Origin of the sequence: Streptomyces sp. RPT161 (assembly GCF_027533845.1) — a bacterium.
GTDB classification, from domain to species: Bacteria; Actinomycetota; Actinomycetes; order Streptomycetales; family Streptomycetaceae; genus Streptantibioticus_A; species Streptantibioticus_A silvisoli_A.
The window spans coordinates 542372-563535 of sequence record NZ_JAPZVN010000002.1 but is presented as its reverse complement, the minus strand read 5'-3'; the positions used below and the strand labels follow the sequence as shown (position 1 = coordinate 563535).

At 70.6% G+C, this 21164-nt stretch carries 18 protein-coding genes; 4 read left to right on the top strand and 14 right to left on the bottom strand.

Annotation, left to right across the window (positions count from 1 at the left end; genetic code table 11):
• Positions 1-5 precede the first annotated feature (5 nt).
• The 4 genes from O5O46_RS07180 to O5O46_RS07165 all read right to left on the bottom strand — a co-directional run bounded on the left by O5O46_RS07180 (position 6) and on the right by O5O46_RS07165 (position 3784).
• Positions 6-644, bottom strand: coding sequence for a DUF2567 domain-containing protein (locus O5O46_RS07180; RefSeq protein ID WP_269854389.1), 639 nt, complete (start codon positions 642-644; stop codon positions 6-8).
• A gap of 49 nt (positions 645-693) precedes the next feature.
• Positions 694-1473, bottom strand: a complete 780-nt coding sequence (locus O5O46_RS07175) for an ABC transporter permease (protein ID WP_269854602.1) — start codon at positions 1471-1473, stop codon at positions 694-696.
• Between the two features lie 29 nt (positions 1474-1502).
• Positions 1503-2486 (bottom strand): ABC transporter ATP-binding protein, encoded by a 984-nt coding sequence (locus tag O5O46_RS07170; RefSeq protein WP_269854601.1) that lies wholly within the window; start codon positions 2484-2486, stop codon positions 1503-1505.
• Between the two features lie 62 nt (positions 2487-2548).
• The gene (locus tag O5O46_RS07165) at positions 2549-3784 is read right to left on the bottom strand and encodes an NYN domain-containing protein (protein ID WP_269854388.1); all 1236 of its coding nucleotides are present in this window, start codon (positions 3782-3784) and stop codon (positions 2549-2551) included.
• Positions 3785-4051: 267 nt separating this feature from the next.
• Between O5O46_RS07165 and O5O46_RS07160 the strand changes: the two genes are divergently transcribed.
• Positions 4052-4225, top strand: coding sequence for a hypothetical protein (locus tag O5O46_RS07160; protein ID WP_269854387.1), 174 nt, complete (start codon positions 4052-4054; stop codon positions 4223-4225).
• A gap of 75 nt (positions 4226-4300) precedes the next feature.
• Here O5O46_RS07160 and dnaE read toward each other — a convergent pair whose 3' ends face one another.
• Entirely contained in the window at positions 4301-7849 is a 3549-nt protein-coding gene (gene dnaE / locus O5O46_RS07155; RefSeq protein WP_269854386.1) for a DNA polymerase III subunit alpha, read from the bottom strand.
• A 135-nt stretch (positions 7850-7984) separates the two neighbouring features.
• Between dnaE and O5O46_RS07150 the strand changes: the two genes are divergently transcribed.
• Both O5O46_RS07150 and O5O46_RS07145 read left to right on the top strand, forming a co-directional pair.
• Positions 7985-8638 carry a hypothetical protein gene (locus tag O5O46_RS07150; RefSeq protein WP_269854385.1) on the top strand — a complete coding sequence of 218 codons (654 nt, stop codon included), beginning with the start codon at positions 7985-7987 and terminating at the stop codon, positions 8636-8638.
• Between the two features lie 85 nt (positions 8639-8723).
• The gene (locus O5O46_RS07145) at positions 8724-9530 is read left to right on the top strand and encodes a thioredoxin domain-containing protein (protein ID WP_269854384.1); all 807 of its coding nucleotides are present in this window, start codon (positions 8724-8726) and stop codon (positions 9528-9530) included.
• A 7-nt stretch (positions 9531-9537) separates the two neighbouring features.
• Here the strand turns inward: O5O46_RS07145 and O5O46_RS07140 are convergent, their stop codons facing one another.
• The 6 genes from O5O46_RS07140 to O5O46_RS07115 form a co-directional block, all read right to left on the bottom strand.
• A complete protein-coding gene (locus O5O46_RS07140; protein WP_269854383.1) occupies positions 9538-10116 on the bottom strand; it encodes a dienelactone hydrolase family protein in 579 nt (192 codons plus the stop codon).
• 298 nt (positions 10117-10414) lie between these two features.
• Positions 10415-12001 carry a Na+/H+ antiporter gene (locus O5O46_RS07135; protein WP_269854382.1) on the bottom strand — a complete coding sequence of 529 codons (1587 nt, stop codon included), beginning with the start codon at positions 11999-12001 and terminating at the stop codon, positions 10415-10417.
• 100 nt (positions 12002-12101) lie between these two features.
• Positions 12102-12587, bottom strand: coding sequence for a GNAT family N-acetyltransferase (locus O5O46_RS07130; protein ID WP_269854381.1), 486 nt, complete (start codon positions 12585-12587; stop codon positions 12102-12104).
• Positions 12584-13525, bottom strand: coding sequence for an RluA family pseudouridine synthase (locus tag O5O46_RS07125; protein ID WP_269854380.1), 942 nt, complete (start codon positions 13523-13525; stop codon positions 12584-12586). Before O5O46_RS07125 ends, O5O46_RS07130 begins: the two co-directional genes overlap by 4 nt.
• 46 nt (positions 13526-13571) lie before the next feature.
• Entirely contained in the window at positions 13572-14210 is a 639-nt protein-coding gene (gene lspA / locus O5O46_RS07120) for a signal peptidase II (protein WP_269854379.1), read from the bottom strand.
• Between the two features lie 76 nt (positions 14211-14286).
• On the bottom strand, positions 14287-15132 hold the full coding sequence (locus O5O46_RS07115; protein WP_269854378.1) for a TraR/DksA family transcriptional regulator: 846 nt from the start codon (positions 15130-15132) through the stop codon (positions 14287-14289).
• 522 nt (positions 15133-15654) lie between these two features.
• Here O5O46_RS07115 and ileS point away from each other — a divergent pair.
• Positions 15655-18789 (top strand): isoleucine--tRNA ligase, encoded by a 3135-nt coding sequence (ileS, locus tag O5O46_RS07110; RefSeq protein WP_269854377.1) that lies wholly within the window; start codon positions 15655-15657, stop codon positions 18787-18789.
• A gap of 219 nt (positions 18790-19008) precedes the next feature.
• Here the strand turns inward: ileS and O5O46_RS07105 are convergent, their stop codons facing one another.
• From O5O46_RS07105 to O5O46_RS07095, 3 genes are all read right to left on the bottom strand, one after another.
• Complete coding sequence (locus O5O46_RS07105; RefSeq protein WP_269854376.1) at positions 19009-20169, bottom strand: DivIVA domain-containing protein; 1161 nt, start codon at positions 20167-20169, stop codon at positions 19009-19011.
• Positions 20170-20215: 46 nt separating this feature from the next.
• Complete coding sequence (locus O5O46_RS07100; protein WP_255931860.1) at positions 20216-20500, bottom strand: YggT family protein; 285 nt, start codon at positions 20498-20500, stop codon at positions 20216-20218.
• 68 nt (positions 20501-20568) lie between these two features.
• Positions 20569-21129, bottom strand: a complete 561-nt coding sequence (locus tag O5O46_RS07095) for a cell division protein SepF (protein ID WP_269854375.1) — start codon at positions 21127-21129, stop codon at positions 20569-20571.
• Positions 21130-21164: the final 35 nt, after the last annotated feature.

Sequence of the window (21164 nt, the reverse complement as noted above, 5' to 3'; positions counted from 1 at the left end):
ACCGGTCACTGGTCCGGGGTGCCGCCAGGCGGCTTGGGCGCGGACCAGCCGTCCCAGTGCTGCGGCGGCTGGGGGTCGCGCGGGCCGAAGGCGGAGGTGAGGGCGAGGAGGGTGGCCATCGCGGCCACCGGCCAGGCGAGCAGGGCGCCCTTGGCTCGCAGCTCCAGCGGGGCGTAGAAGACCTTGTTGGGGCCGACCGCCTTGGCGTGCGCCACCACGTTCTGCGTCGGGCCGAGCGCCACGCCCAGCCGCCAGGCGATCAGCGAGCCGAGCACCGCGCCCACGGCGAGCCCGATGACCACCGCGATGCCCCCGGCGCGCCGCCACCAGAAGACCGCCGCCGCGGTGAGCACGCCGAAGCCCAGGCCCATCAGCGCGAACCAGCCGTCGGCGCCGACCGCCTGCTCGCCCTCGGAGTTCTTCAGGTAGACGGCCGAGCCGTCAGAGATCAGCGGCACCTGCGGCGCCAGTTGCTCCCAGAGCAGTCCGAGTACCACCCCGCACACCGCGACCGCCACCGCGGCGATCGCCGCGTCCCGCAGCTCCCGGCCCAGCCGGGGCTGTTCGTCCGCGCCGCCGCCGTCCGCGTCCGGGACGGGCGGGTTCGGGGGCTGCTGGTCGTGCGGGCTCAACGGTGCGGTCACCCGCCTATCGTGCCAGGTCCGGCTGTGCGACCGCGGAACGCCCCGGCGGTCAGCGGTAGGCCGCCCTGCGGTACGCCCAGGTGGCCACCGCCAGCGACACCACGCCCACCGCGGCGCACACCGACAGATCACCGAGCACGGCGGCCCAGTCCGGCGACCCGCCGAAGGTCCGGGCGAAGGCCTCCACCCCGTACGTGGACGGCAGCGCGTCCCGAGCCAGGCCCACCGGCCCGGGCAGGTGCCCGGCCGGAAGCACCCCGAGCAGCAGGGCGGCGGACATGCCCAACTGGCCGAAAAGCGTGGCGAGTTCCTGGCGCGGAGCGAGCAGCCCCAGCGTCGCCCCCAGCCCGGACAGCGCGGCGCCCGCGAGCGGCACCACCGCGCCGAGCACCCACAGCCCGCCGAGCGGCAGATGGAACAGCACACAGCCGACGGCCGCGGTCACCACCGTCCCGGGCAGGGTGAACGACGCGTACGCCGCCGCCGCGCCCAGCACCACGGAGGCCGCGGGCACCGGCAGCGTGGCGTAGTGGTCCAGTCCGCCGGACGCGCGTAGCTGCCCGAAGTACTGGGCCAGCAGATTGAGCGCGACGAACGCCACCACCAGCACGCTGGAGCCGGAGACCACCGCGCGAGCCGCGTCGGAGCCGGTGGAGACCACCCCGCGCATCAGGACCATGATGCCGATGGACTGGAACGTCGCCACGAACAGCAGCGGAATCCGGGCGACCCTCGCCCGGGACAGCTGGGCCCGGTACACCGCGCACAGCGCGGGCCACAGCCGGGCGCGCGGCGCGAGCCCGGCGGCGTCTTCCACGGCGCCGCGCATCGTCGGCACCCTCGGAGCGGACACGGTGGTCACGCCTTGACCAGTCCTTTCTGGCTTCCGCCGAGCGCCAGGTACACGTCCTCCAGGCTCGGCGTGGCGAGCGTGAAGTCGTCGAGCGCGGCGAACGCCGGTCCCGCGGTGACCGAGGCGACCACGGCCCGCGCCCGGTCCTGGGGCAGCCGCAGCGTCCAGCGCCGCCCGGCGGCCTCCGCGCGCTCGCGCAGCGCGGCGATCTCGGGCAGGTCCAGCGGCGGCTGGTCCCGCCACACCAGGTCGAGTCGTACGTCCCCGTCGACCATCGCCTTCAGCCCGGCCGGGGTGTCGCAGGCGATGACCCGGCCGCGGTCGATGACGGCGACCCGGTCCAGCACGGTCTCGGCCTCGATGACGTTGTGGGTGACCAGCAGCACGGTGGTCCCGCGTTCGGCGCGGCGGCGGTCCACGGCGGCCCACACGGCGCGCCGCGCCACCGGGTCCATCCCGGTCGTCGGCTCGTCCAGGACCAGCACCGGGCGCTCCCCCACCAGCGCGGCGGCGAAGCAGGCCAGCCGCCGCTGCCCGCCGGACAGCCGCTTCAGCGGGCGCTGGGCGATGTCGGCCAGGCCGAGTTCCTCGAGTACGGCGTCCCGCTCGGCACGTGCGGCACGAAGGTCGAGGCCGCGCAGTCGGCCTGTGGTCTCGGCGGCCAGGGCGACGGTCAGCTCGTCGAGGGCGGTGGACTCCTGGCCGAGGTAGCCGATCAGCCGGGCGGCGCGTTCGGGGTGGGCCACCAGGTCGTGGCCGAGCAGGGTGATGTGGCCCGCGTCCGGTCGCAGCAGCCCGGTGAGCTGGCGGACCAGGGTGGACTTGCCCGCGCCGTTGGGTCCGAGCAGCCCGAAGATCTCGCCGCGCCGGATGTCGAGGTCGATGCCGTCGTTGGCACGTACCGCCGCCGCGGGCGCGCCGGCGGACCGGCGGCGCCATGGCGTCCGTCCGGCGGGGTAGCTCTTGACCAGCCCGCGGACGGTCCACATCACCGCCGATTTGGTGCCCGTACTCACGGGCACAGAGAGTACCGGGGCGTCCTGGGTTGCGGTCAGGCGGATGGCGCGGGGTCGCTGCGCGGCCCGGCGGATCGACTGTCGACCTCGCGCCAGAAGCCCGCCCGGATGGCGTAGCGGTCATGCTCGTCGATCTGGTCGTCCTTGTGCGCCAGCAGGCCGAAGCGGGCCGCGTAACGCAGCAGTTCGCCGTCGATGCGGTGCGGTACCCGGGGGTACTCGGCGGAGAGCGTCTGGAGCCCCGAGGAGTCGCCCAGCCGGTCGATCCAGCGGCGGGCGAAGACCTGGCCGACCTCGAACGGGTCGCCGCTGACCGCGGTGATGTCCTCTTCCCGGTCGGCCCAGCGCTGTTCGGCGCTGGTGAGCTGGGCGAGGGTGGGCAGCCCGGGGTCGGCGGCCTCGCTGCCGGGGCCGCGTTCGATCCAGCCCTTCTCCGACGACCAGCGCAGGGTGGCGGCGGCGGGCGGGTGCGGGGTGGGGTGGCCGCCCGCGGGGCCCCGGCCACCGCCGAGCCCGGCGAGGTCCTTCGGGGTGGGCACGCCGGTCTTCGCTGCGCCGGGCTCCGTGGTCGCCGGGGCGTGTCCGTTCTTGGCCGGTTCGGGTTGCTGCGTGGGGCGGGGTGGTTTGGCGGCGGGGCCGGGCATCGCGGACTCCGGCAGCGGCGCGGACAGGATCGCGGCGATCTCCGGGCGCGCCCCGGGCGGCGGGCACACCGCGCCGGTGTCGCGGGCCTGGACCGCCTGGGTGATCCACTCGCGGTCCAGCACCCGGCGCTCATCGGCCTCGGCGACCAGGTCCTCCGACTGGTTGTAGTCCCCGTCGGCCGCCTGTACGGCCCACAGGTGCACGGCGACGCCGTGCTCCTTCGCGGACATCATCCCGGGCAGCAGATCGCCGTCCCCGGTCACCAGGACCACGTCGGAGCAGGCACGGTTGCGGGCCAGCTCGGACAGCTCCGCGTGCATCGCGGCGTCCACGCCCTTCTGCGCCCAGCGCCCGTCGGTGCGGGTCAGCGCGCCGAGCCGTACGGTGACCCGGGGCATCACGCGCAGCCGCCGGTGCTCGGGTTGGGGCACCCGGTCGGGAGCGCCGTCGAACCAGTAGATCCGCAGCAGGGGCTGGCCCGTCTCGCGTTCCGCACGTTCTCGCAGGCCCTGCACGACGGCGGCGTGGTCCACGGTGATCCGGGACCGAGAGGGTTCCCCGGCCAGCAGGCTCGCGGCGGCGCCGAGCAGATAGCCGGCGTCCACGAGGACGACGCAGCGGTCCACGTTCCACCCTCTTTTCCACATCAGGTCGCCCCCGGCACGAGGTTGCCTTGAGTCTGCCCGACCTCGCCTGGGATATGAGCCGGAACTCGATCATCGGCGTGGCGGATACCGGATTGAGGCCTTCCTTCCCTCCGACAAACGCCCGAAATGCGACTTCCGTTCCCCCGTGCAAGTCTGTGTTCGCACCGGGAAGCCGTCCCGGGGGCCGTCTCGGGGCCGCCCACGCATCTCGGGCCGTCGTCCGGGATCCTCACAGGAGGCACGATCGTGGCCAAGAACAAGGACACCAAGAAGCCGGCCCGACAGCCGGAGAGCAGCCGCAGCGCGGCCGAGCGCAGCGCGGAAGACGCGAAGAACGTCTCCCTGGAAGCGCACCGGGATGACCTGACGGCCATGTCGATGGCGCGCAAGGGGCGGCAGAAGCGCTTCGGTCACAACTGAGCCGGTCAACCGGCCGGTGCCGCACACGCGTTGAGGGGCGCACCCGCACGGGGTGCGCCCCTCTTTCCGAGAGCGTCAGCCGGCTTGTGAGGCGCCCAGGCAGGCCGGGCCGAGCAGCGCCTTGAGGTCACCGAACAGGGCCGGGTCGGGGGCGACCCGGTGCCGGTCCAGGCGCAGCACGGTGGTCTTGCGGGCGCCTTGGAGCCGCACTCGCACCTCGGTGTTGCCCCGGTGGCTGTCCAGCACCTCGCCGAGGCGGGCGACCAGGGGCGGGGTGACCTTGACGGTGGGGATGGAGATGGTCACCGGGGCGTTGGCGGAGGCCTCCGACAGGTCGGGGACCTGGAGCTCCATCGCCACCAGCCGGGGCACGTCCTCGCGCTTGTCGAGGCGGCCCTTGACGAAGACCACCGCGTCCTCGACCAGCTGGGTGGACACCAGCTGGTAGGTGGCCGGGAAGAACATGCAGTCGATGGAACCGGCCAGGTCCTCGACGGTGGCGATCGCCCAGGCGTTGCCCTGCTTGGTCATCTTCCGCTGCAGGCCGGAGATGATGCCGCCGATGGTGACGATCGCGCCGTCGGCGTAGTCACCGCCGGTCAGCTGGGCGATGGCGGCGTCGGTCTTGTCGTTGAGGACGTGCTCGATGCCGAACAGCGGGTGGTCCGATACGTACAGGCCGAGCATCTCGCGCTCCTGGGCGAGCAGATACGCCTTGTCCCACTCGATGTCGGAGAAGGTGACGTCGAGCCCGAAACCGGGCTCGTCCTTGTCGTCGTCGCCCATGCCGCCGAAGAGGTCGAACTGGCCCTCGGCCTCCTTGCGCTTGACCTGCACCACGTTGTCGATCATCGCTTCGTAGTGCTCGGTCAGGCCGCGCCGGGTGTGCCCCATCTCGTCGAACGCGCCCGCCTTGATCAGCGATTCGACGGTCCGCTTGTTGCACACCACCGCCTCGACCTTGTCCAGGAAGTCGGGGAAAGTGGTGTACTTCCCCTTGGCCTTGCGGCAGCGGATGATCGAATCCACGACGTTCTGGCCCACGTTGCGCACCGCGGTGAGGCCGAACAGGATCGTGTCATCACCCTGGGCGGTGAAGTTCGCGTCCGACTCATTGACGTTCGGCGGGAGCACCTTGATACCCATGCGGCGGCACTCGTTGAGGTAGACCGCCGACTTGTCCTTGTCGTCGCGCACCGAGGTGAGCAGCGCGGACATGTACTCGGCCGGGTAGTTGGCCTTCAGATACGCGGTCCAGTAGGTGACCAGCCCGTACGCGGAGGAGTGCGCCTTGTTGAACGCGTATCCGGCGAACGGGACGAGTACGTCCCACACCGCCTGGATCGCCTCGTCGGAGAAGCCGCGTTCGCGCATGCCCGCCTGGAAGGGCACGAACTCCTTGTCCAGGACCTCCTGCTTCTTCTTGCCCATCGCCCGGCGCAGCAGGTCGGCTTGGCCCAGCGTGTAGCCGGCGAGCACCTGGGCGGCCTTCTGCACCTGCTCCTGGTACACGATCAGGCCGTAGGTGATGTCGAGGACCTCCTTGAGGGGCTCCTCCAACTCCGGGTGGATCGGAGTGATCTCCTGCTGGCCGTTCTTCCGCAGCGCGTAGTTGATGTGCGAGTTCATGCCCATCGGGCCCGGCCGGTACAGGGCCGAAACGGCGGAAATGTCCTCGAAGTTGTCCGGCTTCATCATCCGCAGCAGCGAACGCATCGGCCCGCCGTCGAACTGGAAGACGCCCAACGTGTCACCGCGGCACAGCAGTTCGTAGGTCTTGGGGTCGTCCAACGGCAGGGAGAGCAACTCGATGTCGATGCCCTTGTTGGCCTTGACCAGCTTGACCGCGTCATCCATGATCGTCAGGTTTCGCAGGCCCAGGAAGTCCATCTTCAGCAGGCCGAGCGACTCACAGGTGGGGTAGTCCCACTGCGTGATGGTGACGCCGTCAGAGGCGCGGACCCAGACCGGAACGTGTTCGGTGATGGTCTCGCTGGACATGATCACGCCCGCCGCGTGCACACCCATCTGCCGGACCAGGCCCTCGACGCCGCGGGCGGTGTCGATCACCTTCTTCACGTCCGGCTCGTTCTCGTACATTCCCCGGACCTCGCCCGCCTCGCCGTAGCGCGGGTGCTGCGGGTCGAGGATGCCGGACAGCGGGATGCCCTTGCCGAGCACGTCGGCGGGCATCGCCTTGGTGATCCGGTCGCCCATCGCGTACGGGTAGCCCAGCACCCGCGCGGAGTCCTTGATGGCGTTCTTCGCCTTGATGGTGCCGTAGGTGCCGATCATCGCCACCTTGTCCGCGCCGTACTTCTCGGTGACGTAGCGAATCACCTCGGCGCGCCGACGTTCGTCGAAGTCGATGTCGACATCGGGCATGGAGACGCGCTCGGGGTTGAGAAACCGCTCGAAGATCAGACCGTGGTCGATCGGGTCGAGGTCGGTGATGCCCATCGCGTAGGCCACGATCGAACCGGCCGCGGAACCACGGCCGGGGCCCACCGCGATGCCGTTGTTCTTGGCCCACATGATGAAGTCGGCGACGACCAGGAAGTACCCCGGGAACCCCATCTGGATGATGATGTCCATCTCGTACTCGGCCTGCTTCTGCCGGTCCTCGGGAACTCCGCCGGGGTAGCGGCGGGCCATGCCCCGCTTGACCTCCTCGCGGAACCAGGTGACCTCGGTGTACCCCTCGGGCACGTCGAACCGCGGCATCAGGTCGCGCTTCTCGAACCAGCCGGTCGTGTCCACCTGCTCGGCGACCAGCAGGGTGTTGGCGCAGCCCTCCTGCCAGGCGTCAGAGGAGTCGATGGCGTACATCTCGTCCGCCGTCTTCAGGTAGTAGCCGGTGCCGTCGAACTTGAAGCGGTCGGGGTCGGTGAGGTTCTTGCCGGTCTGGATGCACAGCAGCGCGTCGTGCGCGTCGGCCTCGTGCGCGTACGTGTAGTGCGAGTCGTTGGTGACGATCGGGCGGATGCCGAGCTTCTTGCCGATCTCCAGCAGCCCGTCGCGGACCCGGCGCTCGATCTCGATGCCGTGGTCCATCAACTCCAGGAAGTACCGCTCCTTGCCGAAGATCTCCTGGTATTCAGCGGCGGCCTTGAGCGCCTCGTCGAACTGCCCGAGCCGCAGCCGGGTCTGCACCTCGCCGGACGGGCAGCCGGTGGACGCGATCAGCCCCTCAGACCACTGGGCGATGGTCTCCTTGTCCATCCGCGGCCACTTCTGCAGCCAGCCCTCGGCGTACGCGTCCGAGGAGAGCCGGAACAGGTTGTGCAGACCGGTCTTGTTGGCCGCCCAGATCGTCTTGTGGGTGTAACCACCGGAACCGGAGACGTCATCGCGCTTCTGGTGCGGCTGGCCCCACTGGATCTTGCGCTTGTTGCGCCGCGACTCGGGCGCCACATACGCCTCGATGCCGATGATCGGGGTGATCCCGGCGCCCGTCGCCTGCTGGTAGAAGTCGTACGCACCGTGCAGGTTGCCGTGGTCGGTCATGGCGATGTGCGTCATGCCCATCTCCTGACACGCCTTGAACATGTCCTTCAGTCGCGCCGCACCGTCCAGCAGCGAGTACTGCGTGTGCACATGCAGGTGCGTGAAGGTCTTGGCCACGGTGCGGGACACCTCCGGTGGGAGCTTTCGGCGAGGTGGAAAGTCTAGTCCGCGGCAGTGACAGCCCGGGCCCGTCCAGATCGTTGCGGGACCTTTAGGCGCCGCATACGGAGTTCCATGGCACACTCTGCCTTCATGGAGAGAACCGCGCCCTTCAGGGCGGCACGCGCGGCGCTGTTCGCCGCGCTGTGCGTCACCCTCTCCACCACCTCGCACGTACTGCTCTCCCGCCAGCCGCTGCCGTTGGCCACGGTGGCGTTCGCCTTCCTGGGCATGTTCGCGCTGGCCTACGCGCTCGCCGGACGGGAGCGCGGCTTCTGGCCGATCGCCACGCTGCTGGTGCCGCTGGAACTGGCCGCCGACACGGTGTTCACCACCGGCCAGCACACCTGCTACGGACCGAACGGCGGCCCGGTCACCGGAGCGCTGCGGTCCTTCGGGGCCGATGTGATCTGCGACGGCGGCCGGGTGGGCACCCCGCTGGCCGGTGCCGTACCGGTCGCCGACCCGGCGGTGCCCTGGCTGCTACTGGCCGCCCACGTCACCGTGGGGCTGCTCGCCTCCTGGTGGCTGCGCCGCGGCGAGGCGGCGCTGCGCCAACTGCTGCGCGCCACCGCCTCGTTCGCGTTCCGCCCGCTGGCCCGCGCCGCCGCGGTGCTGTGCGCGTACGCCGCGGTACCGGACCGGCCGCGGGCGCGGCGGCCCGAGACGCGCTCGGCCGCGCCAACCTCCCCGCTACTGCTGCACTCCGTCGTACGGCGTGGTCCGCCGTGCCCGGTCGCGGCCTGACGCCTGCCGTCGAGCCGCCACACCGGGCCGCGTACCTACGCGCATCCACGTACATCCACCACCGTGACGGAGAAGCGGACCAATCATGAGCAGCAAGAACTCCTGGGAGAACAAGGCGTCGGCGCGTGAGCGGCTCAAGGCCGAGCGTGAGCGGCAGGCGAAGCGGGACAAGCTGCGCCGCCAGCTCATCGCGGGCGGCGCGATCGTCGCCGCCCTGGCGATAGCGGGCGGTGTCGCCGTGGCCGTGTCGCAGTCCGGCGGCTCCAGCAAGCCGCTGGTGCTGCCTGCCAACACCTCGGGGCCGAACGGCACCACGGTGGTCTACGGCAACAAGAACGCCGCGCACACCCTGAGCCTGTACGAGGACCCGCGCTGCCCGGTCTGCGCGATGTTCGAGCAGGCGGACGGCAAGGACGTGCTCCAGGGGGCGCAGGACAGCCGGTACAAGATCCAGTACACCTTCGGCACCTTCATCGACAAGAACGACGGCGGCAGCGGCTCCATGCACGCGCTCAGCGCCCTGGGCGCCGCGCTGAACGTGAGCCCGGACGCGTTCATCAAGTTCCACACCGCGCTGTACTCCCAGGCCAACCACCCTGACGAGACGCAGGACAAGTTCAGCGACAACAGCTACCTGTTCAAGATCTCCGACCAGGTACCGGAGCTGAAGGGCAACGCCGCCTTCCAGAAGGCGGTCAAGGACGGCACGTACGACGCGTGGGCGCAGAAGATGTCCGACTCGTTCAACAGCAGCGGCGTGCAGGCCACCCCGACCGCCAAGCTCGACGGCAAGGACCTGCCGGTGGCCGGTAGCAACTTCCCGCAGACCGGGGTCATCACCCCGGCCCAGTTGGCGGCGGCCTTCGACAAGGCGCTCGGCCCCAAGAAGTAGCGGCCGGCTACAGCTCGGCGAGGAAGGACAGGGCCGTGGACCAGGTGCGCTCCGCGGCCTCCTCGTCCCAGTCGGGAAGGTCGGGGTCGGTGTACAGGTGGCCCGCGCCGCGGTAGCGGTGCACCTCCACATCGGCTCCGGCCCGCCGCATCCGCAGGTACCAGGCGTTCAGCCAGTCGTCGGGCTCGAACGGGTCCGGCTCCGCGACGTGCAGCTGTACCGGGATGTCGGTCGCGGCGTCGTCCGCGATGTCCGAGGTCCCGTGCAGCAGCAGCAAGCCCCTGGCCTTCTCGTCGGCCAGCGCCAGGTTCTGCGCGATGGCTCCGCCGAGCGAGAGGCCCGCGTAGACGACGCCGCGCTGGGAGTGCGGCGCGGCGGCGGTGACGGCGCGCCTGAGCAGTTCCTCGTGACCGATCTCGTCCTTGATCGCCAGACCGTCGGTGACGTTGTCGGCGGTCCTGCCGTCGAACAGGTCGGGGACCACCACCTCGTGCCCGGCGGCGCGCAGCCGGTCGGCGGCCGTGTGGACGGCGGGCCGCAGCCCGTACGTGGAGTGGAACAGGACGATCGTCTCAGCGGCGGCCAACGCGGCCCTCTTTCTCGTGTCGTGCGGTCGGGGTTGGTGCCAGCACCCACCCCATCGTGCCAGGCGCCTGCCCGGCGGAGTGACTGTGGGCGGGAGCGCCCGCCGGGCGGTGCGCATCGTTGGCCGGGTGCCCGCCGTGCGGGGCCCGACTCGCGGGTCGGTTCACCCGGTACCGCCGGACCGCGAGGTACGGGTTGCTCACCGTCGCGGCGGAAAAAGATCATGACGGGTGGCTCGGTCGCCGTCCAGGGGGCGCCGTGGAGGTCGCTCGCCGCCGGACGCGTGTGTCCCGGGAGCGTCAGCGCAGGCTGCGGACGTCCAGGTGGCGCAGGACCCGGTCCACCACCTCGGGGTCGAAGCCGGGTTGGCTGCGGGCCGCGAGGACGGCGTGCCGGGCCGCGGACATCATCTCGTTCTGCACCCGGCGGATGTGCTGCTGCCGTTTGGCGCGCTCCCTGACCGCCTCGCGCTTCTCGGCGTCGACCATGTCCGGGCTGATCCGCGCCCCGATGTCATAGGCGCGCCGGGCCAGCGCCTCCGACATCTCCTCGGGCAGCTCCTCGACCTCCTCGATCTCCTTCAGCCGCCGCTTGGCCGCCTTGGCCGCCCGGATCGCCAACTCCCGTTCCAGATCGCGCTCCACGGCCACATCACCGCGTACCCCCAGCCGCTTGACCAGCCACGGCAGGGTCAGGCCCTGGACCACCAGGGTGGCCAGCACCACGGCGAACGCGACGAACAAGATGGCCTCCCGGCCGGGGAACGGTCCACCGTTGTCCACGGTCAGCGGAACGGCGAGCGCCAGGGCCACCGAGGCCACCCCGCGCATGCCCGACCACCACACCACGACGGTCTCCCGCCAGTTGATCGGGATGTCCTCGTCCACGTCGCGTCTTCGGTGCAGCCGACGGGTCATCCACGCGGCGGGCAGCAGCCACAGCAGCCGTACCCCCACGACCACGGCCACCACGGCGATCGCGCCGCCGACCAGCGACCCGGCGTGCACCGCCGCGGTGCCGAAGACGTTGTGCAGTTCGAGTCCGATGAGGCCGAAGGCGGCGCCGGTGACCAGGGTGTCCACCACCGTCCAGAACGTGTTCCCGGCCAGGCGGCCGGTGACGTCGTCGGGATCGCTCATGTACTCGGACAGGTACAGCGCGGTGGTGAGCACGGCCAGCACGCCGGAGCCGTGCAGTTCCTCGGCGAGCGCGTAGCTCGCGAACGGCACCAGCAGCGAGAGCCCCACCTGCAGCGTGGCCTCGTCGACCAGCGTCATCAGCTTGTTCGCCACCCAGCCGAGCACCAGCCCGACCGCCACCGCGACCACCGCGGACAGCACCAGCGTGAAGGCCGCCCGCGGCAGTGAGAACGTCCCGGTGACCACGGCGGCTACCGCCACGTGGTAGAGCACGATCGCGGTCACGTCGTTGAACAGCCCCTCGCCCTCAAGGATCGAGACCATCCGGCGCGGCAGCCCCAGGCTCCCCGCCACCGCGGTGGCCGCCACCGGGTCCGGCGGCGCCACCAGCGCCCCCAGCACCACCGCGGCGGCGACCGGCAGCCCCGGCACCAGCGCGTGGGCGACGGCGGCGACGGCGGCCGTGGTGACGAAGACCAGAGCCACCGCCAGCAGGAAGATCGGCCGCCTGTTGGAGGCGAACTGCCGCCAGGACGTGCGCTGTACGGCGGCGTAGATCAGCGGCGGCAGCACCAGCGGCAGGATCAGCCCGGGCCGGATGGCGACGTTGGGCACGAACGGCAGTGCCGCCAGCACGCCTCCGAACAGGGTCATCAGCACCGGGGACGGCAGCCCCAGCCGCTCCCCCACCGGGACCATCACGATGGCCCCGAGCAGCAGGACGAACAGCAGGGCGAGCTGGTCCACGGTCGGCACGCTCCCGGAGTCGAGTTCTCGCTTCAGTGCCTTTCAGCGTGCCATGTGCGACCGACAATCCGGATGTTGAGCCTGTCTCAGGGCGTCGAGATCACAACGTGCGGCGCATCGCCTGGTGCGGGATCCCGCTGCCCTCGTCGAACTCCGGCCCGTAGGCGCGGTAGCCGAGCCGCTCGTAGAAGCCGAGGGCGCGGGTCTGTGCCTCCAGGTAGACCTGGGTGAGCCCGAGTCGGCGCGCCTCGTCCTCCACCGCCCGTACCAGCGCGGCTCCGAGACCGGTGCCGCGGGCGGACCTGCCAACGGCCAGCCGCCCCAGAACCGCCGTCAGATCGTCGGCCACCGCCGTCGGGTACTTCCGGCGCGCCACGGCGCCGTGCAGGATGCGGGCGGTGCCCGCGGGCCGGCCGTCGGGCTGGCTGGTGGCGAGCAGATGCACCGCGTGCGCGTCGTAGGCGTCCATCTCCACGTCCTCCGGGACGCCCTGCTCGGTGACGAACACCTCGCGGCGCACCGCGTAGCAGCCCTCCAGCTCAGGCTCCGCGGCCACCGCGATCCGGTAGCGCTGAGGGGCCGTCATGCGCTGTCGGCCCGCACCGTGTCCAGCGCGTGCTGGAGGTCGGCCGGGTAGGGCGCCTCGAACTCCGCCCAGCGGCCGTCGGCCGGGTGCTCGAAGCCGAGGCGCACGGCGTGCAGCCACTGCCGGGTGAGCTTCAGCCGCTTGGCGAGCGTCGGGTCGGCGCCGTAGGTCAGGTCGCCGACGCACGGGTGGCGGTGCGCGGACATGTGGACCCGGATCTGGTGGGTGCGGCCGGTCTCCAGCTTGATGTCGAGCAGGCTGGCGGCGCGGAACGCCTCGATCAGGTCGTAGTGGGTGACGCTGGGCTTGCCCTCGGCGACGATCGCCCACTTGTAGTCGTGGTTGGGGTGGCGGCCGATCGGCGCATCGATGGTGCCGCTGAGCGGATCGGGGTGGCCCTGCACCAGGGCGTGGTAGCGCTTGTCGACGGTGCGTTCCCGGAACTGCTGCTTGAGCAGGGTGTACGCGCGCTCGGACTTGGCGACGACCATCAGCCCGGAGGTGCCGACATCGAGGCGGTGCACGATGCCCTGGCGCTCGGCCGCGCCCGAGGTGGAGATCCGGTACCCGGCCGCGGCGAGGCCGCCGATCACGGTGGGGCCGGTCCAGCCGGGGCTGGGGTGGGCCGCCACACCGACCGGCTTGATGATCACGACGACGTCCTCGTCGTCGTGGACGATCTCCATGCCCTCGACCGGCTCGGCGACGATCCGCACCGGCGCGGCGGGCGCGGGCATCTCGACCTCTAGCCAGGCCCCGCCGCGCACCCGGTCCGACTTCCCGGCCGCGGCGCCGTCCACCCGTACCTTGCCGTCGGCGGCCAGCTCGGCCGCCTTCGTACGGGAGAAGCCGAACATTCGGGCCAGCGCGGCGTCCACCCGCTCGCCCTCCAGGCCGTCGGGTACCGGAAGGGTGCGGGTTTCGGGAAGGGTGCTCACCCGATCGAGTATGCCGGACCACGGGCGCGGTCCGGTCCACCGGCCGTCAGTCCCGGTGCACGGTCCCGTCCGGGTCGAGGCCGCGGAAGGAGAGCCAGACGATCAGGATGCCGCCGCAGACGATCGCGGAGTCGGCCAGGTTGAACACCGCGAAGTGCGCCGGGGCGATGAAGTCCACCACGCCGCCCTCGAAGACCCCGGGCGAGCGGAAGATGCGGTCGGTGAGGTTGCCCAGCGCACCGCCGAGCAGCAGCCCGAGCGCGACCGCCCACGGCGTGCTGTAGAGCTTGCGGGCCAGTCGGGCGATCACCCCGATCACGATGACCGCGATCAGCGTGAAGACCACGGTCATGCCCTGGCCGATGCTGAAGGCGGCGCCGGAGTTCCGGATCGCCACCAGCTGCAGGTAGTGGCCGATCAGCTGGACCGACGGCTGGTTCTCCAGGTGCTGGACCACCAGCGTCTTGCTGATCAGGTCCAGGGCGTAGGCGAGCGCAGCCACCCCGAACAGCACGGGGATCCGCCGCTTGTGGCGCGAGGCGGACGCGTCCGCCTCGCCGCCCGGCGCCGCGTCCGGTTCCGGGGTACGGTCGGCGGCCGTGTCGTCCGCGGCCTTGCCGTCGCCCGGCTCGCCCGCCGCCTGTTCGAAACCTGGCGTACCGATGGTCCGCTCCGCCTTCGTCACGTGAGTCCTTCAGCGTTGAGTCCCGCGTCAGGCGCTGCCTGACGGAGTCGAGCGTACGGCATGGGGTTGACCGGGGTCAGCGGCGTTCCGTCCGCTGCTTGCACTCGACGCACAGGGTCGCCCTCGGGAAGGCCTGCATCCGGGCCTTGCCGATCGGCTTCCCGCAGGATTCGCACAAACCGTAGGTGCCGTTGTCCAGGCGTTCGAGCGCGTGCTCGGTCTGCACCAGCATCTCGCGGGCGTTCTCGGCCAGCGCGATCTCGTGCTCACGCGAGATGTTCTTGGTGCCCACGTCCGCCTGGTCGTCCCCGGCGCCGTCGCCGGAGTCGCGCATCAGGCCGGAGATCGCGTTCTCGGACGCGAGGATCTCGGTACGCAGCCGGGCGGCCTCGTCCATCAGCACGGTCCGCGCCTCGGTGACCTCGGCCTCCGACCAGGGCTCCTCACCCGGGCGTACCGCGAGCGTGCCGGGGTCGACCGGATCCGTCGCGGTACGCGCGGAGGGAAGCGGGGAGGATCCGCGGGACGCTGTCTTCTTCGCAACCACCGTCTTGGCTCCTGTCTGCTTGGCCGTCGCGCTCTTCTTCGCGGCCGGCGCCTTCTTGGTGGTGGTGCTCCTGGCCGCCGTCTTCTTGGCGGCGGCCTTCTTGGCGGGGGCCTTGCCGGCCCCGGCCGTTCGTCGCTGCGCGGCGTCGCTCGCCGCTTCCTTCTCGACCGTCTCCTTCTTGGCCGCCTTCTTCGCCGTCCCCTTCTTGGCGGGGGCTTTCTTGGCTGCGGCCTTCTTGGCGGGGGCCTTGTTGGCAGGGGCCTTGTTGGCCGGAGTCTTATTGACCGCCGCCTTCCTGGCCGACGTCTTGTGGGCCGCGGCCTTCTTGGCGGTGGGCGCCGCTCTCTTGGGCGCTGCGGTCTTCTTCACCACCATGGACGCGACCCCTTCACATAGTGTGATCTTGCTCGCGAATCGTGCCGGAACGATAAATCGACTCCACGCCCGCGGCAACGGGGCACGCCCACGGCAGGCAGGTCTGCATCCGTTGTGCCCAGCTCACCGGTGGGTAATCCGGTACGCCCCGGTAGCGACCCGTCCAGTGCGCCCAACCTCCCCTGTTCGGGTCAGTGGAGGAACAGCTCGGCCCAGCGGGGAATTCCGGAGGAGGACCCGCCCGGCGCGCCGTACACTGTGCGAAGCGAAAGGCGTTGAAGGGGACGAGTAGCGCCGTACGCAGCCATCAGCGACCCGGGGACGGTGCGAGCCCGGGGGTGTGCGCGACGTGAAGATCACCCCGGAGCCGCCGGAGGAAAGCCCAGCGGGCGAGTAGAACCGGTGTCGCGGCCCCAATGAGGGGGTCGGGAGGGCACTCCCGGCCAAGGAGGGTGGTACCGCGGGAGCACGCGCTCTCGTCCCTCCGACGGAGATCGACCGTATCCGCCGGAGGACATTCCGATGACGCAGTACCGCCAGGTCCCCGCCCAGGTGGACCTGCCCGCGCTGGAGCACGAGGTGCTCCGGTTCTGGCAGGAGAACAAGGTGTTCGCCCGCTCCCTCGAGCAGAGCGAGGGGCGGCCCGAGTGGGTCTTCTACGAGGGCCCGCCGACCGCCAACGGAATGCCCGGCGCACACCACATCGAGGCCCGCGTCTTCAAGGACGTCTTCCCGCGCTTCAAGACCATGCAGGGCCACCATGTGACCCGTAAGGCGGGCTGGGACTGCCACGGCCTGCCGGTGGAGCTGGCCGTCGAGAAGGAACTGGGCTTCTCCGGCAAGCAGGACATCGAGCGCTACGGCATCGCCGAGTTCAACGCCAAGTGCCGGGAGTCGGTCACCCGGCACACCGACGCCTTCGCCGCGCTGACCCGCCGCATGGGCTACTGGGTCGACCTGGACCAGGCGTACCGGACGATGGACCCGGAGTACGTGGAGTCCGTCTGGTGGTCGCTCAAGCAGATCTTCGGCAAGGGCCTGCTGGTGCAGGACCACCGGGTGGCGCCCTGGTGCCCGCGCTGCGGCACCGGCCTGTCCGACCACGAGCTGGCGCAGGGCTATGAGACGGTGGTCGACCCGTCGGTGTTCGTCCGCTTCCCGCTGACCTCGGGCCCGCTGGCGGGCCAGGCGTCGCTGCTGGTGTGGACCACCACCCCGTGGACCCTGGTCTCCAACACCGCGGTGGCCGCGCACCCCGAGGTCAGCTACGTGGTGGCCACCGACGGCAACGAGAAGCTGGTGGTGGCCGAGCCACTGCTGGACAAGGCGCTGGGCGAGGGCTGGACCGCGACCGGTGAGTCCTACCGCGGCACCGAGATGGAGCGCTGGACCTACCAGCGCCCGTTCGAGCTGGTAGACATCGAGGGCGCCCACTTCGTGGTCAACGCCGACTACGTGACCACCGAGGACGGCACCGGTCTGGTCCACCAGGCCCCCGCCTTCGGTGAGGACGACCTCAAGACCTGCCGGGCGTACGGCCTGCCGGTGGTCAACCCGGTCAACCCGGACGGCACCTTCGCCGAGGAGCTGGACCTGGTCGGCGGCCAGTTCTTCAAGAAGGCCGACGAGGCGCTGGTGACCGACCTGCAGTCGCGCGGCCTGCTGTTCCGGCACCTTCCGTACGAGCACAGCTACCCGCACTGCTGGCGCTGCCACACCGCGCTGCTGTACTACGCGCAGCCGTCCTGGTACATCCGCACCACGCAGATCAAGGACGCGCTGCTGCGCGAGAACGAGCGCACCAACTGGTTCCCGGAGGCGGTCAAGCACGGCCGCTTCGGCGACTGGCTGAACAACAACATCGACTGGGCGCTGTCCCGCAACCGCTACTGGGGCACCCCGCTGCCCATCTGGCGCTGCGCGGAGGACCACCTCACCTGCGTCGGCTCGCTCGCCGAGCTGAGCGAGCTGACCGGCACCGACCAGACCTCGCTGGACCCGCACCGCCCGTACATCGACGAGATCACCTTCGGCTGCACGGCGGACGGCTGCACTCTGGAAGCGGTCCGCGTCCCCGAGGTCATCGACGCCTGGTACGACTCGGGCTCCATGCCGTTCGCGCAGTGGGGCTACCCGTACCGCAACAAGGAGGTCTTCGAGAAGAGCTACCCGGCGCAGTTCATCTCCGAGGCGATCGACCAGACCCGTGGCTGGTTCTACACGCTGATGGCGGTCGGCACGCTGGTCTTCGACCGCAGCGCCTACGAGAACGTCGTCTGCCTCGGCCACATCCTGGCCGAGGACGGCCGCAAGATGTCCAAGCACCTGGGCAACATCCTCGAACCGATCCCGTTGATGGACCAGCACGGCGCGGACGCGGTGCGCTGGTTCATGGCCGCGGGCGGCTCGCCCTGGGCGGCCCGCCGGGTCGGCCACGGCACGATCCAGGAGGTGGTGCGCAAGACGCTGCTCACCTACTGGAACACGGTCGCCTTCCAGGCGCTGTACGCCCGCACCTCCAACTGGGCGCCCAGCACCGCCGATCCGGCCCCGGCCGACCGGCCGCTGCTGGACCGCTGGCTGCTCGGCGAGCTGAACGCGCTGACCCGGGACGTCACCGAGGCGCTGGAGTCCTACGACACCCAGCGGGCGGGCAAGCTGCTGTCGGCGTTCGTCGACGACCTGTCCAACTGGTACGTGCGCCGCTCGCGGCGCCGGTTCTGGCAGGGCGACAACGCGGCGCTGCGCACCCTGCACGACGCCGTCGAGACGGTCACCCGGCTGATGGCCCCGCTGGTGCCCTTCATAACCGAACGCGTCTGGCAGGACCTGGTGGTGCCGACCACGCCGGACGCCCCGGACTCGGTCCATCTGGCCACCTGGCCGACGGCCGACGAAAGCCTGATCAACCCCACGCTCTCCGTGCGAATGACCCTGGTTCGCCGACTCGTGGAGCTGGGCCGGGCGACCCGGGCGGAGTCCGGCGTCAAGACCCGCCAGCCGCTGTCCCGTGCGCTGGTCGCCGCGGCGGGCTTCGAGGAGTTGGACGCGGACCTGCGCGCCCAGATCGCGGAGGAGCTGAACGTCAGCTCCCTCGACTCGCTCTCCTCGGTGGGCGGTTCGCTGGTGGACACCACGGCGAAGGCCAACTTCCGTGCGCTGGGCAGGCGTTTCGGCAAGGGCACCCAGCCGGTCGCCAAGGCCGTCGCGGAGGCGGACGCCGCCGCGCTGTCGCTGGCGCTACGGGAGGGCACGGCGTCGGTCGAGGTGAACGGGGAGACCATCAGCCTCTCCCCGGAGGAGGTCATCATCACCGAAACCCCGCGCGAGGGATGGTCGGTGGCCTCCGACTCGGGGGCGACGGTCGCGCTTGACCTGGAGATCACACCGGAGCTGCGCCGGGCGGGCCTGGCCCGGGACGCCATCCGTCTCATCCAGGAGGCCCGTAAGAACAGCGGGTTGGACGTCGCGGACCGGATCGCGCTGCGTTGGTCGGCGTCCGACGCGGAGCTGGCGGAGGCGCTCCGGGAGCACTCGGGACTCGTCTCCGACGAGGTGCTCGCCGTCGACTTCGCTGAGGGCGAGGCGGATTCCTCCTACGGTGAGCCGTTCACGGACGAGGCGCTCGGGCTGACGTTCCGCCTGCGCAAGCACTAGTCCCCACCCACCCGTTCATCGGCCCTCGATCGCCGGGCGTGCTCATAGGAGCCCGCCCGGCGACAGCCGTTCCACGCGGGTTGCGGGCCACCGCCCCGTAGGACGAAACGGGTGGGCGCCACCCACGGCCCGCGCCCACTCATCGAACGCCAAAAGGGCCGGGCCCCAGGGGAACGTGTCCCCAGGGGCCCGGCCCTGTGCTTGCCTCGCGGCGAGCGTTCAGTTGTCGTCCTCGTCGATGAGGAAGCCCCTCATCGGCGTCGGCGCCTGCTGGAGCGGCTGCGGACCCTGCGGGCGGACCGGAGCCATCGGCTGGGTCATCGCCGGCGACATCTGCTGCTGACCGCCGTAGGTCTGCGGACCGCCGCCACCGCCGCCCATCTGCTGGCCGCCGTAGGTCTGGTTGCCACCGTTGGTGTGCCCCATCGCCCCGGCACCGGCCGCGGCCATGCCGCTGCCCATCGAGGCGCCGCCCATGGTGCCGCCACCGAGCGAACCGCCCATGGTGGACGACGAGGGCAGCGACGCGGTCGCGGGCGTGCGCGGCGGAGCCAGCGAGTCGTCGGCCTGGTTCTCCAACTGGCGCAGCTGGCTCTCCAGGTAGGACTTCAGCCGGGTGCGGTACTCGCGCTCGAAGCCGCGCAGGTCCTCGACCTTGCGCTCCAGCGTGGCGCGGGCCGACTCCAGCGAGCCCATCGCGACGCGGTGCTTCTCCTGCGCGTCCCGCTCAAGGGCGTCCGCCTTGGCGCGGGCGTCCCGCTCCAGGCCCTCGGCGCGGCTGCGCGCCTCGCCGACGATCTTGTTGGCCTCGGAACGGGCCTCCGCGATCGCCTGGTCCGCGGTCTGCTGCGCCAGCGACAGCACGCGCGCGGCGCTGTCCCCACCGGGACCGCCCTGCTGCATGGGGTGCCCCTGCTGCATGGGGTGACCCTGCTGCATCGGGTGGCCCTGACCCATCGGACCCTGGCCCATCGGGCCCTGACCCATCGGTCCCTGGCCCATCGGACCCTGACCCATGGGGCCGGGGCCCATCGAGCCCTGCTGCCCGCTCGGACCAGCCGGAAGCTGCGGAGCGCCAGGCAGTTGGGGCGGACCGCCCATCTGCTGCTGGCCCGGCGGCACCGGCTGCGGGCCGGATATGGCGGCGGGGACAGGAGCCCCCTGCCGGTCCTGCGGCTCGGGCTTGCGCTGTTGGTTCTGCGCGGCGGCCCGGGTGGCCGCGGCGAGTTTGGCGCGGAGATCCTCGTTCTCCCGCAGCAGCCTGGTGAGCTCCGCCTCGACCTCGTCGAGGAAGGCGTCGACCTCGTCCTCGTCATAGCCTTCGCGGAGGCGGACGGTCGTGAACTGCTTGTTACGAACGTCCTCGGGGGTCAGCGGCATCTCTTCACCTCAACGTGATCGTCGGCAATCGGCAAGACCGTATCGTTCACAGCCTGGCCACGACGGAGATCAGGATGTAGACGATGATCATCAGTACGAAGAAGGACAGGTCGAGCGCCACGCCCCCGAGACGCAGCGGCGGAATAAACCGCCGCAGAAGCTTGAGTGGCGGATCGGTGACAGTGTAGGTGGCTTCGAGAAGGACCACCATCACCTTGCCAGGACGCCACGATCGGGCGAACTGGAAGACGTAGTCCATCACTAGCCGGAAGATCAGCACGATCAGGAAGCACATCAATGCGATGTAGATGACCTGTTTTGCGACACCCATCGCGATCCCGCTCCCCTCTCCCCTGCTCTCCGCCGTCCCTGTCGGTCCGGTCCCACATGGTCGCTGTCTCAGCTCTGGTTGAAGAACCCGCCCTCGGCGATACGGGCTTTGTCCTCCGCCGTGACATCGACGTTAGCAGGAGACAGCAGGAACACCTTCTGCGTCACCCGTTCAATGCTCCCGTGCAGACCGAAGACCAAACCCGCGGCAAAGTCAACAAGACGCTTCGCATCTGTGTCATCCATCTCCGTCAAGTTCATGATCACCGGGGTGCTCTCGCGGAAGTGTTCCCCGATCGTACGGGCTTCGTTGTACGTCCGGGGGTGAAGCGTGGTGATTCGATACGGCTCTCGCTCCGACACAACCTTGGGCATGATCACCGGTGCGTTCTTCTCCAGAGTGCGGCGTTCGGGTGTGATGGATGCCACGGGGGCGATCCGCGGTTCTCGGGGAGCCGGAGCATGCACGATTCGCGCCGGTTCTTCCTGAGTTGGCTGGTGTTGTCGTCGCGCCCGGTCGGGTTCCGGCTCGGGCTCGAACTCGTCGTCGGGGTCGAACCCCGGGCCGTCGTACCCATCGTCCTCCACGAGGCCGAGGTAGACCGCCATCTTGCGCATCGCGCCGGCCATGCTCTGCGTCCTCCGCTCTGTGGTGGATCGGCACC

Bases quoted from the DNA above. Each gene is read 5' to 3' on its own strand.
- O5O46_RS07175 (WP_269854602.1), bottom strand. From the start codon at position 1,473: ATGCGCGGCGCCGTGGAAGACGCCGCCGGGCTCGCGCCGCGCGCCCGG.
- O5O46_RS07170 (WP_269854601.1), bottom strand. From the start codon at position 2,486: ATGTGGACCGTCCGCGGGCTGGTCAAGAGCTACCCCGCCGGACGGACG.
- O5O46_RS07150 (WP_269854385.1), top strand. From the start codon at position 7,985: ATGGAGAGAACCGCGCCCTTCAGGGCGGCACGCGCGGCGCTGTTCGCC.
- O5O46_RS07145 (WP_269854384.1), top strand. From the start codon at position 8,724: ATGAGCAGCAAGAACTCCTGGGAGAACAAGGCGTCGGCGCGTGAGCGG.
- O5O46_RS07130 (WP_269854381.1), bottom strand. From the start codon at position 12,587: ATGACGGCCCCTCAGCGCTACCGGATCGCGGTGGCCGCGGAGCCTGAG.
- O5O46_RS07115 (WP_269854378.1), bottom strand. From the start codon at position 15,132: ATGGTGGTGAAGAAGACCGCAGCGCCCAAGAGAGCGGCGCCCACCGCC.
- ileS (WP_269854377.1), top strand. From the start codon at position 15,655: ATGACGCAGTACCGCCAGGTCCCCGCCCAGGTGGACCTGCCCGCGCTG.
- O5O46_RS07105 (WP_269854376.1), bottom strand. From the start codon at position 20,169: ATGCCGCTGACCCCCGAGGACGTTCGTAACAAGCAGTTCACGACCGTC.
- O5O46_RS07100 (WP_255931860.1), bottom strand. From the start codon at position 20,500: ATGGGTGTCGCAAAACAGGTCATCTACATCGCATTGATGTGCTTCCTG.
- O5O46_RS07095 (WP_269854375.1), bottom strand. From the start codon at position 21,129: ATGGCCGGCGCGATGCGCAAGATGGCGGTCTACCTCGGCCTCGTGGAG.